8 protein-coding genes and 3 pseudogenes are annotated in these 16906 nt (G+C 57.5%); 8 read left to right on the forward strand and 3 right to left on the reverse strand.

The window, feature by feature from the left end:
- Positions 1-177: 177 nt before the first annotated feature.
- Positions 178-1821 carry an MFS transporter gene (locus tag A6B35_RS33730; protein ID WP_040581920.1) on the reverse strand — a complete coding sequence of 548 codons (1644 nt, stop codon included), beginning with the start codon at positions 1819-1821 and terminating at the stop codon, positions 178-180.
- 818 nt (positions 1822-2639) lie between these two features.
- On the opposite strand from A6B35_RS33730, the gene A6B35_RS33735 reads away from it, so the two are divergent.
- The 3 genes from A6B35_RS33735 to A6B35_RS33745 all read left to right on the forward strand — a co-directional run bounded on the left by A6B35_RS33735 (position 2640) and on the right by A6B35_RS33745 (position 7873).
- Positions 2640-3665, forward strand: coding sequence for an NAD(P)H-dependent flavin oxidoreductase (locus A6B35_RS33735; protein ID WP_065518418.1), 1026 nt, complete (start codon positions 2640-2642; stop codon positions 3663-3665).
- Positions 3666-4428: 763 nt separating this feature from the next.
- The gene (locus tag A6B35_RS33740) at positions 4429-6498 is read left to right on the forward strand and encodes an acetate--CoA ligase family protein (RefSeq protein ID WP_065518419.1); all 2070 of its coding nucleotides are present in this window, start codon (positions 4429-4431) and stop codon (positions 6496-6498) included.
- Between the two features lie 211 nt (positions 6499-6709).
- A complete protein-coding gene (locus A6B35_RS33745) occupies positions 6710-7873 on the forward strand; it encodes an acyl-CoA dehydrogenase family protein (RefSeq protein WP_006205470.1) in 1164 nt (387 codons plus the stop codon).
- Between the two features lie 416 nt (positions 7874-8289).
- Here the strand turns inward: A6B35_RS33745 and A6B35_RS33750 are convergent.
- Positions 8290-9481 (reverse strand): annotated as a pseudogene (locus A6B35_RS33750) (IS3 family transposase).
- Positions 9482-10109: 628 nt separating this feature from the next.
- Here A6B35_RS33750 and A6B35_RS33760 point away from each other — a divergent pair.
- The 5 genes and pseudogenes from A6B35_RS33760 to A6B35_RS33780 form a co-directional block, all read left to right on the forward strand.
- The gene (locus tag A6B35_RS33760; RefSeq protein ID WP_006199832.1) at positions 10110-11696 is read left to right on the forward strand and encodes an ABC transporter substrate-binding protein; all 1587 of its coding nucleotides are present in this window, start codon (positions 10110-10112) and stop codon (positions 11694-11696) included.
- 18 nt (positions 11697-11714) lie between these two features.
- A complete protein-coding gene (locus A6B35_RS33765; protein ID WP_006199834.1) occupies positions 11715-12671 on the forward strand; it encodes an ABC transporter permease in 957 nt (318 codons plus the stop codon).
- Positions 12672-12726: 55 nt separating this feature from the next.
- The gene (locus A6B35_RS33770; RefSeq protein WP_006199835.1) at positions 12727-13560 is read left to right on the forward strand and encodes an ABC transporter permease; all 834 of its coding nucleotides are present in this window, start codon (positions 12727-12729) and stop codon (positions 13558-13560) included.
- A gap of 243 nt (positions 13561-13803) precedes the next feature.
- A complete protein-coding gene (locus tag A6B35_RS33775; RefSeq protein ID WP_040581910.1) occupies positions 13804-15447 on the forward strand; it encodes an ABC transporter ATP-binding protein in 1644 nt (547 codons plus the stop codon).
- 47 nt (positions 15448-15494) lie between these two features.
- Positions 15495-16124 (forward strand): annotated as a pseudogene (locus A6B35_RS33780) (IS630 family transposase); the annotation flags it as partial.
- Here the strand turns inward: A6B35_RS33780 and A6B35_RS37730 are convergent.
- Positions 16058-16871, reverse strand: a pseudogene (locus tag A6B35_RS37730) (IS110 family RNA-guided transposase); the annotation flags it as partial. The pseudogenes A6B35_RS33780 and A6B35_RS37730 sit on opposite strands and share 67 nt — an antisense overlap.
- Positions 16872-16906: the final 35 nt, after the last annotated feature.

The raw sequence follows: 16906 nt of genomic DNA on the forward strand, positions 1-16906 counted from the left end.
TAGCCTTAGGACGGCGAGGGGTACGCAGAGGCGCTTGAGGAATGGATGCGGACCGAACGGGCCAAACACAGGGCATTGGCCGGCGGCAGCGATTGTGCCGCCGCAAACGTCAGCGCGGTTCGCGTGGCAAGTGTTCAGACCCGCCGGATTGCAAGGGTGAACAGCTTCATCGTGCACTCATCTCGGAGGACGAAAAGCGATTGTTGAGGCATGGATACGAGCTAGCTCGGTTTTTTGCTCTATCGAAAGTACTGTCCGCGGAGGAAGCTCGCCATCATCGAGCGCGAGAAGATACTTGTCTGCTTCCTTGTCGGCGCCCGTTAGCCGATGATTCAAACGAATAAAGTCCATCCAGGTTGGGGTGCGGAATGTCTCTGTCCAAACTGAAGGTGTTTGAAGATTTCGTTGAAGCGTCCAGTTTCGTGCACCGGCGCGGCTAAAAGCGTGCCCCTTTGCGCGCATACAGCCGAGAAAGGCGTCGATATTCTTCTCTGATATGGAATAGTCGATCCTGACAATTATCGGGCCACTTCTAGGCTTCAGATCGACTGCTAGCTGCGGCGCGCGAAAATCAGAAGCTTCTTGATCTGCTTCTTGCCGAGATCGAACCGGCAAGATTATTCCCACTGCTGCAACTAGGCACAGTGTGCCTGCGGCACCTAACAACGCCCAGGTTAACGAGTAGTTCTGGGCGACAGCACCCCAGATCCAGCTACCGGCGGCCATGCCGCCATAAGTCAAGGCGTAGTAGATCGAGAGCGTGCGGCCGACAACCCATCTTGGGCTCGCCAACTGCACTCGAACATCGGTCCCAGTCCAAGTGATCAGCCAACCCGCGCCCCCGATTGCCATAAAAGTAGCCGCCACAGCTACAGATGACGTCAGAGCCAGTGAAATGCAACATGCCGCACAAGCCCCTGAGGCGCACGCCATCAGCGAGTTCTCAGAGACAGTCCGCCTCAAGATGCCGTTGCTCATGCCCGTGATGAAAGCGCCTATCCCGAAACCAGCCAACAGGATGCCGTAGACAATCGGTCCGCTTGCCAACTTGTCTCGCACAACGAGAGGCAATAGCGCGAGAATCGAGATGCTAGTCATGCCGAAAAGGGTTCCACGGACAATTGCTGCTGTGATCTCCGAGGAAAATGCCGTGAACCGAACTCCGTCATGGATTGCCGTCGCCATTCTCTCTCGAGGGAGAGGCGAAGAGACGACTTGCCATTTGGTGCGCCAGACTGCGATCGGAAGTGCGATCTGACCCAAGGCTGCAAGGGCGAAAGCTGCCAACGGTCCAAAGAAGGCCAGTACCACCCCGCCCAAAGCCGGGCCAATGCTCCGGACAATGTTGTATCCTACTGATGTAAGCGTCACCGCAGCCGGAATTTCGCGCTTGTCGAGGATATCACCGACGGAAGCATGCCAAGCAGGATCATTCAAGGCGAAGCCGCAGCCGGCAAGGAAACCTAGCCCGAGTATCAGCCAGGGATGCAGGAATCCCAGACCCACGGAAATCGTCAGCGCTATGGATGCCGATGCGATAAGGCATTGGCCGGTAAACATCACGCCCCGTCGGCTAAAATTGTCCGCAATGGCCCCGGCGAGAATTGAGAGAAAGAATGCCGGCAGTGTAGAGGCGGCCTGCACGAGCGCGACCATCAGATTCGAAGCGGAAATGGTGACCATGAGCCAACTGATAGCCACTGTTTGCACGAGCCATCCTAGGCTGGATATCTGTGTCGCTATCCAGATCGGTCGAAATACCTGGTTCCGAAGCGGTTCAAATGTCGTTGGAGCGGATCGATGAGGAACTTCGCGCTGCATTAGGTCTTCACCTTCGACGTTCCGAAATTCAAATCTCACTTTACCTTTTGCCGTACGAGCAGCGTTATCGAGCCGTGGTAGTTGATGGTTGCTTCGGTAATGGCGTGCCGCCTGCCGGCAACTATCTTTCGAGATGGACCGTTACGATCATGCGTGACTAATCATGTCGCCCTCTGAGCTGCCTGTTATTTGGCTAAATTCCGATTACAAGCGCGCGGCCCCTGAGAACGGCAGCCGCCACCGCTAGAAGAATCTTTTTCATCTGGCTGAAATGGCTCCGCCACGATGCGCCACGACAGCGAGACCGGGATCGTCGTTCATGGTCGGCGATAGTCTTGAGATTGCTTAACCTGCTATGCGAGCGTTCGGGGGAGTGCATCGAAGGTGGAGACATTGACCTGACACGTCACGAATCGGTCAGAGTGCAGCCGAGCAGCGGCCTCCCTCGAACAGACAGCCGTCATCTCCGCCATCTGAACACTTGACGACCGACGATGGTTGGTAATCCGGATGGGCTCAAGGTCGCGACCGTTGACTATCTGGCGTTTCAGCGCTGACGTTATCACGAGATAGCGCCCTGCAGCCGCACAAAAAAATCACCTGGCAAATGATATTTTTTCGGATTTTCAGTCGGACTGCCTGCTTATAACAGGTCGATCTCGCAGCTTGCACAGTTGTGCCACCCACCAGCGGTGGCGATCAACTGAACTCTCACGGGGCAGACGGGAAAAGTCAAAGCGTTCAAGATGCCGGGAGCAACCTCAGTCGTGAGTAGCGGGTCCAACGGAAGAAATTACTAGCGGAATAGGATAAGCGAAATGGGCTTGCCTGCATCAATCACCTCCCGGTTGCGCATCCCCCTGATCGCGGCACCGATGCAGAGAGTATCGGGACCCGAACTCGTTTCAGCAGTCTGCCGGAAGGGCGCCATCGGGGCTTTTCCAACCCTCAATGCGCGTACGCCGAAACAGCTAGACGAGTGGCTGGAGAAGATAGAGCGAGCTTGTGCTGAGTCGGATGATATCTCGGCACCATGCTGTCCTAACATCGTCATGCGTAGATCACCTGAGGCCCTTCAAGCCGATGTCGATGTTTTGGTCAAGCACCGGGTCAAGATCGTGCTTGCAAGCGTCGGATCTCCCGAGGCAATCATCCCTCAATTGCATGATGTTGGCTGCGTAGTCCTGACAGATGTCGCCACTATGCGACATGCGGAAAAGGCGATCAAAGTGGGTGCCGACGGATTGGTGCTTCTGAGCGCAGGCGCAGGAGGACAGACCGGCTGGCTAAACGGATTATCGTTCGTCAGAGCTGTGCGCTCGATCTATGATGGACCGGTGGGCCTAGCTGGTGGCATATCCGACGGCTATGCACTTTTGGCAGCACAGGTGCTGGGGTGCGACTTCGGTATGATGGGTACACGTTTCATCGCGACGCACGAGAGCCTGGCACCGCAGGGTCACAAGGAAATGGTGGCTCATTCAGGGATCGACGACATCCATCTGACGAAGGCGATAAACGGATTCGATGCCAATTACCTTCGGCCGTCGATCCTGAAAGCCGGTCTCGATCTCGCCGAACTCGAGATACCGCTAAGCGTTGAAGAAGCACGCAAGAGGTTCAGCGCCGACTTGGCAGGAAAAGGGCCGAAGCGTTGGGAGGATATTTGGAGCGCGGGCCATACAGTTGCCGCCGCCTCCGAAATCCTATCCGCGGGCGAGGTGGTCGACGAGGTTGCCGTCGAATATCATAGGGCCCTGGGCGAGGCCACCAAGCTGATCTCCGAAATGCAACTTGGAGCGGACACCTCAATGAATTTCACACCGAATGTTGCTGTACGATGACATCCGCTTCAGCCGCCCATCGAGGAGCTTTTCGAAGCGCATCGATACCTAGCGCAAAAGCTGCCCGGAACTGGCCGTGGTGAGGGCGAACGCTACACGCTGGCACTGCCTGACTAAAAGTTGGGCAGGGCGGTGCCGTCACGGTTCGCGCTGTCGCTCTGGGGCCCGTCAGCAGATTTTCGGCCTCAGGCGGAAACGAAAGGGCCTAGCAAAACGACAACGCCGACAAGGGGATGCGCCGGCCTGGAGCGCCGAAAATAGCGCGAAGACGTTCGATCAATCGCGGGTTCTATAGTCGATATGCTTGTTAGATCGCCTCGGTCTATCACCCGCACGGTCAACAACAAAGTCCCACGCTGACCCGTCAACAATCGAACAATTTCGCTTCCGACCTCCCCGCACATTTGTTCATGGTCCACAAAGATGGCAACTCCCTCTGAAGCATTGTCCGCTTACAGGGGGCTTGCCGCTGTAGAACTTGATGCCGTGAGGTCCATCTTACGGCGCCAACAAGTTCACCGGCCAAACTGCCGTCTGCATCCACTCACATCAGAAAACTGTGCAAGGCCGGCCCACGGAAGCGCTGCAAGTTGCGCAAAAAAGTAACGTGCCAAATGAATTTATTTCGAATTTTCAAGCGGGCTTCGTTGCCTATAACGGATGCGCGGCCTGAACAATACGCCATGCAGCCGCCATCGCAGAAGGGGTGTCTAGTTTGAATTATTATAGCAAAGGCGAGATTAGGCGGGAACGTATCAAACGCATGTTGGCGCCGCAAAGTGCGGTGTTCATCGGCGGCGCTTCTATGATCCCCGCCATCGACAATTGTCGCGCGCGCGGATTTCGAGGGTCGATCTACGTCGTCAATCCGCGTCGCAGCGAGTTGGCGGGCATACCTTGTGTGCCCAACGTCGCCAGCCTCCCGGAGGTACCAGAGGTCGCTTTCCTGGCGGTACCTCGCGAGAATATAGTGGGAGTGGTTAAGGAAATTTCGGAACTCGGTGTCGCCGGTGCGATATGCAACAGTGCTGGCTTCTCCGAAATGCATGGCGGAGAAAAGTCGCAGCGCGAATTGGTGGAAGCGGCAGGCGAAATGCCGATTATCGGGCCGAATTGTCCGGGCGTGGCCAACTTTGCCGATCGTTCCGTCTTCATGATGAACTATTTCGGTAACCATGATGAAAATGGCAGCGTCGCCCTCATAAGCAATGGGGGGTCGTACCTCTCCGACCTGGGATGCGCGGACCGGTCGCTACCGGTGGCCTATTCCGTTGGGCTCGGCAATCAGGCGATGATCACTGTGGCCGACATTATGGATGTGGTTCTGGATGATGAACGCATTCGGGCAGTGAACCTCTATTTGGAGGGCATTGCTGACGCGGCAGTCCTCTCTGCCGCAGGTCTCAAAGCAGCCCGCAGAGGTGTTCCAGTGGTAGTTATCAAGGGCGGCCGAACAAGCGCTGGGCGTCGAGCGACCCAGTCGCACACCGCCTCTCTTGCGGGCGATGATATCGTGACTTCCGCGCTGTTTAAGCGGCTCGGATTTGTCGAGGTGCGCACTCCGACTGAGGCGTTGGAGACGCTGAAGATGCTTGTGTACGCGCCCAGAGTGAAAGGGCGTCGCACGGCATACGCAACTGATGCTGGCTCCTATGCGGTGATTGGCAGCGACATCGCCGAAGTTAATGGACTTGACCTGCCAACGCCCTCGGCGCAAGCGGCAGCAGAGCTTGAAAAATACCTGCCGCCCTTTGTTCGTCCCGCAAACCCTCTCGACATCTCTTCCGGAGGCGAGGCGGGCTTCGATCAGAATCTGAATTTGTACCGAGCATACTTGTCGGATGATCGTGACATGGCACTGCAGGTTATGTGCTACCCCCCTGAAGGCGGCTGGGATCCAAAAAGTTGGGACGACACCACCAGGGCATTCGCGCAGGCAGCGCGCGAGCGTCAGCTTCCTGCTGCCTTTGTGAACACCATGCCAGAAGCTTTACCACGACGCGTCCGAGAACGGATGATAGCAGACGGATTGGTCCCGCTGCAGGGGATGGAAGACGGCATCCGCGCCGTGTCAAATGCGATGCGCTCGTGGGAACTGGCGGATGTTCTTTCTCAAAGGACCGCCGAAGAAATTCTTCTGCCAAGGTACCGAATCGGTGAGGCCGAGGAGATCGCTGTCGACGAGGCGGCTGCCAAAGCCGAACTGGGTGCATCCGGCATAGCCGTGCCTCGAAGTGTCGTTGTGACGCCAGATCAAACGGGTCGGCTGGACGAACTCAATTTTCCTGTGGCAGTAAAGGCGCTTAGCGCAGGACTGGCACACAAAAGCGAGTTGGGAGCCGTTGTGCTGGGCCTGGGGACGCCCGAAGAGGCTTTGCAAGCCGTGCGCGCCATGGCGGAGAAACTAAAGCATTCTGCGCCCGAGCTCTCCATTCGGAAGTTTCTGGTGGAAGAGATGGTGAAAGATGGACTCGGCGAGTTGCTTCTAGGCATACGCCGGGTGGATTCGATGGGCCTTGCCCTCACAATTGGAATGGGCGGCACGGAAGCAGAACTCCTGCGTGATACCGCCACCATCCTGTTGCCCGCCTCGCGTGCTATGATTGCCGAGGCCCTGTGTAGTCTAAAACTGTTCCCGTTGCTTGACGGTTGGCGCGGTCGACCGAAGGGCGATATTGAAGCGGTGGTCGACACCATCGAAAAGTTTACCCAATTCGCCCTATCCAGCGAGGAGCGCTTCGTCGAGGCCGAAATCAATCCGTTGATCGTACGCCCCCGGGGGCAGGGGGCGGTCGCTGTGGATGCAGTCATGCGGCTGGCCCGGCATCGGTAGTTCCAGGCAAGGGTCGGTATTGCAACAGGACGCATTTGCGAATGGGTCTTCTGAAAGGTGTTGGGATCATCGAACTTCGTGGCTTTGGCCGGCCCCATTTGCTGGATGTTGCTCGCCGGTCTCCGTGCTGACGTAATTTCGATGGAGAGCTCCGTCTACCTTTGGGTTCCTTGCCGGAAGTTCGGCCGGTCGCAAAGAAAAGGACAAATCAATGGACTTTCGACTCACCGACGAGCAAAGGCTTATCTACAACACTGCTAGGGAGTTCTGCGAGAAAGAACTGATCCCCCATGAAGTTTTGTTGGAAAACTCGGGCGAACTACCACGCGAATTGGAATTCGAAATTCGTCACAAGGCAATCGCGGTCGGCCTCCATGCCTGCAACATGCCCGAAAGCGTAGGAGGTGGTGGGCTCGACTGCGTGTCGCTTACGCTAGTAGAGAAGGGCCTTACACGCGCTTCGAGTGCTCTGGCAGATTGTGTCCACCGACCTAACAAGATACTGGCGGCATGCGAGGGAGATCAGATTTCTCACTTCCTGCAACCGGTGATGCGCGGGGAGAAGCGTGAATGCATAGCCATGACCGAACCCGATGCCGGATCTGACCTGAAGGGAATGAAGACACGGGCCGATAGAGACGGTCCCGATTGGGTCATAAATGGCACCAAGCACTTCATCACAAATGCGCAGCGTTCTCAGTTCGTAATCGTCTTTGCTGTGACGGGCAAAGATGAAACGCCGACCGGTACCAGGAAAAGAATTTCTTGTTTTCTGGTTGATCTGGATACGCCAGGGCTAGACGTAGGAGTTGGCTACCACCAACTGGGTCATCGAGGTGAGACCAATGAAATCCTGCACTTCAATAATGTGCGAGTAGGCAGCTGGCAGATGGTCGGTGGCGAGGGAGAGGGTTTCAAGGTCGTCACCGAATGGCTGGGAGAGGGCCGCCTTACCGTCGCGGCCGTGTGTCAGGCGCGCGCTGAGCGGGCCTTTGAGGTCGCTGTTGCTTACGCCGCGCAGCGAAAGCAGTTTGGCCAACCGATAGGGAAGTTCCAGGGCATAGGCTTCCCCTTGGCAGACATGGCAATCGACATCCGGCTCGGCGACATGCTTCTTATGAACACAGCATGGAGGGTCGACCAGAAGTTTCCTTCGGTGGCTCAGGACTGCGCGATGGCGAAGGTGTGGTGCTCCGAAATGCTGGGGCGCGTTGCTGATCAGGCAATTCAGACCTGCGGCGGCATGGGTTTGATGGCGGATCTTCCCTTAGAACGCATATATCGTGATGCTCGCGGTGAGCGTATTTGGGAGGGTACATCTGAGATCCAACGCCTCATCATCAGTCGGGAACTGATGCGCGAGAACGGGGCATGAGTTAAATCGCATCTCCGATTGCACCGTGAGGAGGGCAATTCGGGATTTCCGGGAATGCGTCTGATGATGACACCACAGTCTCCTGGCCGGCATATGGTCTGGGAGCGATATGGATAACCGGCATGTCGATCCTCCGAATCCCTCACCAAACGTGCGGGGGCTGGTACAAAAACGGGTCAATTCTTGCAAAGCTTTCGGAACGTCAGTGCTGTGATTTGGGCGCCCGCTCCGAACACGATCGGATAACCCGCGGTAACGGATGAGTGGCGAGAGGTCTCGCCGTTAGATCTCGCCGATGTTCGCTGGGTCTTGGATACTCAAGACGTTGTAGCTGGCGAGGTGGGGCAGTCGATGGTGGCCTCGCTCATCCTCATGAGTTGCGAGAACTCGCGAGCAGGTGACCTTGCCCCCAGTTTCTATCCAGTTTTGAGTTCGTTCCCGGCGTGGGTTGTGCCCTGCTGGGCGGGTGAAGCGACGGTCGCTGGTGCGGAGTCTTTGGTGTAGCGCAGCGCGAGCGACCATCGCGGATTGAAGGTGGTGGCGAACTCGGCCGGTGTCTGCCATGCGATTTGGGAGTGCGGCCGCGCGGTGTTGTAGTCGGCGCGCCACAGGGCGATGGCTACGCGCGCCTGAGCCAGCGAGGTAAACAGCGTCTCGTTGAGCAGTTCATCGCGCAGTCGGCCGTTGAAGCTCTCGATGAAGCCATTCTGCATCGGCTTGCCGGGCGCAATGTAATGCCATTCGACGCGGTTCTGACCCGCCCAGGAGAGGATGGCGTTCGAGGTGAACTCGCTGCCATTGTCGCTGACGATCATCCTCGGCCGGCCGCGCTCGGTGATGAGCCGGTCCAATTCGCGGGCAACCCGCATGCCCGAGAGAGACGTATCAACGATGAGTGCCAGGCACTCTCTCGTGCAGTCGTCGACGACGGCCAGGATGCGGAAGCGGCGCCCGTCGGTGAGCTGGTCCGATACGAAGTCAAGCGACCAGCGCTCGTCGGGCCTCAGCGGCACCAGCATTGGCGCCCTGGTCCCGATCGCCCGCTTGCGGCCGCCACGGCGGCGAACGGCGAGCTTCTCCTCCCGATAGAGCCGGAACAGCTTCTTGTGGTTCACGACCAGGCCCTCCCGCCTCAGCATCACGAGAAGACGCCGGTAGCCGAACCGGCGACGCTGCTGCGCGATCGCCTTCATCCGCTCGCGAACCTCGCGGTCGTCCGGCCTGCTGGTCTCGTAGCGAACCGTCATGCGGCAACAGCCGATGGCTTTACACGCCCGCCGTTCGCTCATCCCGAAGCCTTCCTTCAGGCGAGCGACAGCTTTTCGCTTGGCCGCGGGCGTCACCACTTCTTTCCCACGAGATCCTTCAGCGCGGCATTGTCGAGCATGGCGTCGGCCAGAAGCCGCTTCAGCCGCGTGTTCTCGTCCTCCAGCGCGCCTTCAGTCGCCGAGCCTCGGAGACATCCATCCCGCCGAAGCGGGCCTTCCAGTTGTAGATCGAGGCGTCGCTGACCCCGTGCTTGCGGCACAGATCGGCAACCGATACCCCGGCCTCATGTTCCTTCAAAATTCCGATGATCTGCTCTTCGGAGAAGCGGCTACGTTTCATGTCCTGGTCCTCTCGATGGGCCAGAACGAACTTCAAACCGGATTAAGCAAAAGGGGCAACGTCAGAGCTTAGATCAAGATCATCATGGCTCCGCCGCGGGTCGGGGGTCTAAGGGCAAACGGTTGCGGGCTTTGGCTCGGTAGGCGCACGCTGACCGTCCTCGGCGGCCAACGCTGGGATCGGCACGCGGCAACCTTGCGTCTTCGACGGACCCATCAACAGCCAATGCTTCCGCGCTGTGTCGAGCGTCTGCCGTGCTGAGGCCCGGCGACACCGTCGCAATGGTACCTCTCACTTCTCGGTGGCAATGCCGCGTCATTGCCTAAGGGAAACAAGAGTGGACCCGACGCACCCGCTCCCGCTCCCCAAGATTTCGAATTGCCTTTTGATGGCGTCGACCAGACATGCGGCAGGCTTGAAATAAATTCATTCGCCAGATGACATTTTTGCGCGACACCTGCGCCGGTCGGTCATGCTAGCGTTAGTAACCGGGTGCGAGAGGGAGTGATTTCTTCGACACGGTGGCCGGATAGAAAACGAACTTGGTGCATTATCGCGCCATCTGCTTTTGCAGGTTTCCAAACGAAGACTGACGTCACCGAGAAGGACGTTCACAGGGAGGACTAACATGGTCAAAGGGTATAGCTTTTCGTCGCTGACGGCTCTTAGCCGCAGGCGCTTTCTACAATCCGCAGCGGGCGCCGGGGCTCTGGCTGTCGGTTCCGCAGCGGGACTTCTGCCTTCGCTGGCTGAAACTGCTACCCCCAAGAAGGGTGGGCACTTCAAAATCGGCGTTGGCTCGGGCTCCGCCTCCGACTCGCTTAATCCTGCTACGTACACTGATTCATTTATGATGATCTTCGGCCACGCCCTTCACGGCTATCTCGTCGAGATGGACCGCGACGGCAACCTCGTCGGCGAGCTTGCCGAATCGTGGGAATCGTCGAAAGATGCCAAGACATGGACGTTCAAACTCCGGGAAGGGGTCGAATTCCACAATGGCAAAAAATTGGATGCCGACGATGTAGTCGCCTCGCTGAACCACCACCGCGGCGAGCAATCAGGTTCCGGAGCCAAAGACATTGTCAAAGGTATCGAAGAAATCCACGCCGATGGCCCAAGGACGGTAGTTCTTTCGCTAAAAGGTGCCAACGCAGATTTCCCCTACCTCATGGAGCACTATCAGCTCCCTATAATGCCGGCCAAGGATGGGAAGGCTGATATTTCTGGAGTGGGCTGCGGTGGCTACGTGCTTGACAAAATTGATTTCGGTGTCAAGGCCACGGCCAAACGATTTGCAAACTATTGGAAACCGAATGCAGCCTGGTTCGACTCCTTCGAGGTCCTAGCGATTCATGATGTTGGTGCGCGAACGAACGCTCTGACGACAGGCCAAATCCAGGCGATGGATAGATGCGACCTGAAGACGATAAATCTTCTGAAGCGAAATAAGAGTCTTGAGATCACGTCGATCAGCGGCACTCAGCAATATGTTATGCCCATGCGTTGCGATGTCTCCCCATTCGACAATGTGGACGTGCGTTTGGCCGTTAAGTATGCGCTCAACCGGAAACAACTGCTCGACACCCTATTGAATGGATATGGGCAATTGGGCAATGACCACCCAATAGCCAGCACAAATCGCTTCTTCGCGAAAGGCTTGCCTCAGCGTGAACAAGATTTGGACAAGGCTCGTTTCCATCTGAAAAAGGCCGGAGTGACAAACTTGAAGGTGCAGTTGTCCGCATCCGATGCTGCCTTCACCGGCGCGGTTGACGCAGCAGCGCTGTATCAGCAGGATGCCGCAAAGGTTGGTATCAACGTTGACATAGTCCGTGAGCCAGCCGACGGATATTGGGATAGCGTCTGGCTAAAGAAGCCTTGGTACACATCCTTTACAGGTGGAAGGCCTACTGCTGACTGGATGTTCTCTGTATTCTATGCCGCAGACGCTTCTTGGAATGAAGGCCACTGGAAAAATCCCCGTTTCAACGAACTCTTGATTGCTGCAAGAGGCGAACTGGACGATTCGAAAAGGCTTGAGATGTACACCGAGATGCAGAGCCTGTGCCGAGAAGACAGCGGCTCCGTGATTCCAGTATTCGCGAACTACGTCAACGCGCTTTCGACGAACGTCGGTCATAACAAGATCGGGTCGAATTGGGATCTGGACAGCTTCCGGTGCGCGGAGCGCTGGTGGCTAACAAATGTGTAGGGAATTGTCGTTTCGCCAATGACCCCGATATCAAAGATCATCAGTCAGCGCGTCGCCTTAGGCGCGCTGACGTTGTGGATCGTCTCGCTCATTGTCTTTGCTGGGGTTCAGTTCCTTCCCGGCGATGTTGCCACCGAATTGCTTGGGCAGTCGGCAACACCCGAGGCTGTCGCAGCCCTCCGCAAGAGCATGGGACTCGATATACCGCTGTATCTGCGCTACTTTGACTGGCTCGGATCGATACTGCGTGGGAACTTCGGGACAGCGCTCGCCAACGGCAGGGATATCGCTGAGCTCATTAAGCCGCGGCTTTTTAATACGCTGTTCCTCGCCGTAAGCGCTGCAGTCATTTCGGTTCCTCTAGCGCTGCTGGGGGGAATCGTCGCCGCGCTCTACAGGAACACGTTCATTGATCGTGCTATAAATGTCGTCACACTTGCCTCCATTTCAGTCCCAGAGTTTTTCGTCGCTTACATCCTTATTCTTGTGCTTGCGGTTCATGCCGGCATCCTCCCGAGCCTCTCCGATGTAGATTCTGAGACGAGCGTTCTTGGTCGTCTGACTGCCATAGCCCTGCCATCGCTCACCCTGGCGGTGGTCGTGCTGGCCCATATGATGCGAATGACAAGAACCTCAATCATCAATCTGCTCGGCAATCAGTATATCGAGACAGCCCGGCTAAAAGGTCTACCGGAGTGGCGTGTCCTTGTCCGGCATGCCCTGCCAAATGCGCTGGCGCCGATCGCTACTGTCATCGTCCTCAACCTTGCATATCTTATTACGGGCGTTGTGGTGGTTGAGGTCGTGTTCGTTTATCCGGGCCTTGGACAGCTTATAGTCGATTCGGTGCAGAAGAGAGACGTTCCAGTTGTCCAAGCCTGCAGTCTTATATTCGCGGCAACGTATGTTCTGCTCAATTTGACTGCCGACATCCTGTCGATCATAGCAAATCCACGTTTGATGCATCCGAAATGACGTGGTTCGGTCCAGCAGGTGGGTGAGAACAGTGACAATCGTACACGGGCCGAGAATGCTTAAATCAGGAGCCAGTAAATTAGCTTCGGCGCCACTGAGCGCGAAGTTCGGAATTTCAATCATCATAATTTACATGTTGGCAGCGCTTCTCGCTCCTCACTTGGCTCCATATGGCGAAGCCGAGATTGTAGCGAAGCCGTTCGAACCTTGGAGTGCTCAGTTCTGGCTGGGGACAGACAGCTTGGGCCGGGACATGTTCACGAGACTTGTATTCGGCGCCCGCAACACCCTCGGCATAGCGCTCATGACGACTACCCTTGCCTTTTCCATTGGTGCCTCAGCCGGGCTGGCGGCTGCCACTTTTGGAGGCTGGACGGACCAGATCCTGTCGCGTCTCATTGACGTTTTGATGTCCATACCTCAATTGATCTTCGCGCTGCTCCTTCTGTCGATTTTCGGCACCTCAATTCCAACGCTCATAATTGTCATCGCCGTTTTGAATTCTACCCCCGTCTTTCGGCTCACGCGGGCCGTAGCGATCGACGCCGCCGTGTCGGACTACGTTGAAGCGGCGAGACTCCGCGGTGAAGGCCCTATTTGGATCATGACACGAGAGATTCTACCAAACATCACCGCGACGCTCGTAGCGGAGTTCGGCCTTCGGTTTTGTTTCGTATTCCTGCTTATCAGCGGACTCTCCTTCCTTGGTCTGGGCATCCAGCCCCCGACAGCTGACTGGGGGTCCATGGTTCGCGATAGCGCGACATTGATCACGTATGGCGATATCACGCCGTTGCTTCCAGCTGGCGCGATCGCTCTGCTATCGGTAGCTATCAATTTGGTTGTGGACTGGTTCCTTCATTGGGCAAGTGGGCTCAAAGAAGATTAGCAGGATGCTGGCTAACGGATGCTAGGCAGCTTTTCCCAGTAAGCGTCGATATCGAGGCAAATAACGACTGTGACGGCTATTTCCGGATTTACGATGTTTTATCGTTCCAATCGATTGTCACGTGTAAGGAAATAACACGTGAACAACCAAATTGTGAGGAAACAGCAATTGTCGAGGAAAGTCGTATACTTGAACGTGCAGGGAGAAGCCCCGGTCGGCGATACCCGTAGCGAAGATGAATGGGTGGGGAAGCCCGACACATTGCTCAACATCCGCAACCTTCGGATTGAGGCGGCGGTCCACCCACCAGGCGAGAGCCCAATGAACGCAATTCTCGTCCATGACGTTTCGCTGACGCTGAAACGGGGCAGAGTTTTGGGATTAATCGGCGAGTCCGGCGCTGGCAAGTCCACCATTGGTCTGGCCAGCATGGGGTATGGTCGCGGCGGGGTGAAAATAACTGGCGGCGAGGTCATCCTCAAAGGCCGTGACATACTGAAGGTCGGAGCAGATGGCATGCGCAAACTCAGGGGTCGCGAAGTCTGCTATGTTGCTCAGTCGGCCGCTGCCGCATTCAACCCCGCCCACCGGCTGATGGACCAGGTGGTGGAGGCGGCCCTTCTCCACGGCATGGCAACGCGGACCGAAGCCGAGAAGCGGGCGATTGCTCTGTTCAAGAAGCTTGGCCTCCCTGATCCCGAGAACATCGGCAAACGTTTCCCCCATCAGGTCTCAGGCGGTCAGTTGCAGCGTGTTATGACCGCTATGGCGCTCTGCTCCGAACCTGACCTTATCGTCTTCGACGAGCCGACCACGGCGCTCGACGTCACCACGCAAATCGATGTGCTGGCCGCGATCCGGGACGCCATCCGGGATACCGGCGTCGCGGCACTCTACATCACCCACGACTTGGCGGTGGTGGCGCAGGTCGCCGACGAGATAATGGTGCTGCGCAACGGCAAACTCGTGGAGCGGGGAATGACGCAGCAGATCATCAACCAGCCGCACGAGCAATACACGCGAGCCCTCGTTTCAGTGCATCATATTGATCATGTGCAGAAGGACTGCGGCACCGAGCCTGTGCTGTCAGTAAAAGGCGTGACAGCGGGTTACGGCGACGGAGCAATCAAGGTCCTACGCGATGTTTCCCTGGACCTTTATCCCGGACAGACGCTCGCAGTGGTTGGTGAATCGGGCTCCGGTAAATCGACGCTGGCGCGGGTGATCACCGGGTTGCTGCCGCCTTTGGCAGGCAGCATCCAGTTCGACGGGCGCGACCTCTCTCGTCGGCTGGCCGAGCGGTCTAGGGAGGACCTTCGGCAACTTCAGATGATCTATCAGACGGCGGATGTTGCGATGAATCCGCGCCAGACCGTTGCAACGATCATCGGTCGGCCGCTCGAATTCTATTTCGGCATCAGGGGTGCGGAGCGCAACCATCGCGTGGCCGAACTGCTTGACAAGATCGAAATGGGCAAGAGCTTTGCGGAGCGGTATCCTGCAGAACTGTCGGGCGGACAAAAGCAGCGCGTTTGTATCGCCCGGGCGCTTGCGGCAAAGCCCAAGCTGATGATCTGCGACGAGGTGACTTCGGCCCTCGACCCTTTGGTAGCCAACGGAATTTTGAAGCTGTTGCTGCAGTTGCAGAAGGAGGAGGGGGTATCCTTTCTCTTCATTACCCACGACCTCGCAACGGTGAAATCGATCGCCGATTCCATCTCGGTGATGTATCGCGGGCAAGTGGTCCGCTACGGGCCAAAGGGGCAGGTTCTCGCCCCACCGTTCGATCCCTATACCGATCTACTCCTTTCTTCCGTTCCAGAGATGGAGGTCGGCTGGTTGGACAAGGCGATCCGTTCCAGACGGATGGAGAGCGCCGGGAACTAGTCATCTGGAACTGAAGTTCGTTACATTGTAAGCTGTTCGCCTATTCGATGGAGAGTGCAGCGATTTCGAACGCGACAGGCCGACCGACGGCGCCTCTGGTTCTGGTGCTAGAAGAGCGCGAGTATCTGGAACCACAGGTGCGTCGGCAGCATGTAGCGCGATCCATGTCCGAGCGGTGCCGGATCATTCTTCGGTGCGCCGACGGCATTCCCAGCAAGGCCGTCGCAGCGGAGCTGGGGGTGCATGAGCATACGGTCGGCAAGTGGAGGCGCCGCTTCCTCAAGGATCGCGTGGAGGGTCTGCTGGACGAAGCCCGGCCAGGCAGGCCCCGGCCGATCGATGACGATCAGGTCGCCGCCGTGATCGAGCGGACGTTGCGCTCCACGCCCAGCGATGCGACCCATTGGTCGATCCGATCGATGGCAGGTGCGACCAGCTTCTCGCACACCACGATCCGCAGGATCTGGACCGCCTTCGGGCTGCAACCGCACCGCTCTGAGACGTTCAAGCTGTCGAGCGATCCGCTGTTCGTCGACAAGGTGCGCGACATCGTCGGGCTCTACCTCTCGCCACCCAATAGGGCGCTCGTGCTCAGCGTCGACGAGAAGAGCGTCGCGCCACAAACGAGCAGCGAGCGGAGCGTCGGGTTGCCCATTTTCGATATGCCGCCGAGCCGCTCCTTGCCGCCGCTCGAATGGGGCTTTGGCGTCAGTCCCAGCCAGGCGGCGAAGTGACGGCCGGATTTGAACCCGTCGGGATCCGGGATCAGCGCTTTGACGGAAGCCGCCGTGATCGCTCCGACGCCCAGAATTGTGGTCAGCCGTCGCATGTCCTCGTCGCGCCTCGCCTCGCCGACGATCCCTCGCTCGGAGCTTGTCGATTTGACGCGTCAGCGCCTCGATCTGATCGGCGATCTCAGCCAAAGCCAGTCGAGCGGCTTTTGGCAGGCAAACGTTCTCCTCGTCCCGTACGATCTCGATCAACTCAGCCACTTTAGCCGTGCCGAGGGCGGCAATAACGCCCAACTCCGACAAATGCCCGCGAAGCGCGGATCGCCTGAGTTTGCTGGCGGATCAAAAGGGCGCGCGTCCTCAGCACCATGGCCGCTGCTTGTTGATCAGCCGATTTGATCGGAACGAAACGCATGGTCTTGCGGGTGACGGCTTCACTGATCGCTTCGGCGTCGGCGGCGTCCGTCTTGCCCCGTTTTACGAAGGGCTTCACATAAATCGGCGGGATCAAACGCACGTCGTGACCGAGCGCCGCGATCTCGCGCGCCCAATAATGCGAACCCCCGCACGCCTCCAAACCAACCAGACACGGCGGAAGCTTTTCGAAAAAGCCAGCAGCTCGGCTCGACGCAGTTTGCGATTGAAAATCGGTGCGCCTTCGGCATCGGCGCCATGAATTTGGTCGGGTAGCAGCGGCGCATTGCTGCGCCGCCGCCCCCTAAGAACCG

The organism is Mesorhizobium amorphae CCNWGS0123 (genome assembly GCF_001686985.1).
Lineage (GTDB): Bacteria > Pseudomonadota > Alphaproteobacteria > Rhizobiales > Rhizobiaceae > Mesorhizobium > Mesorhizobium amorphae.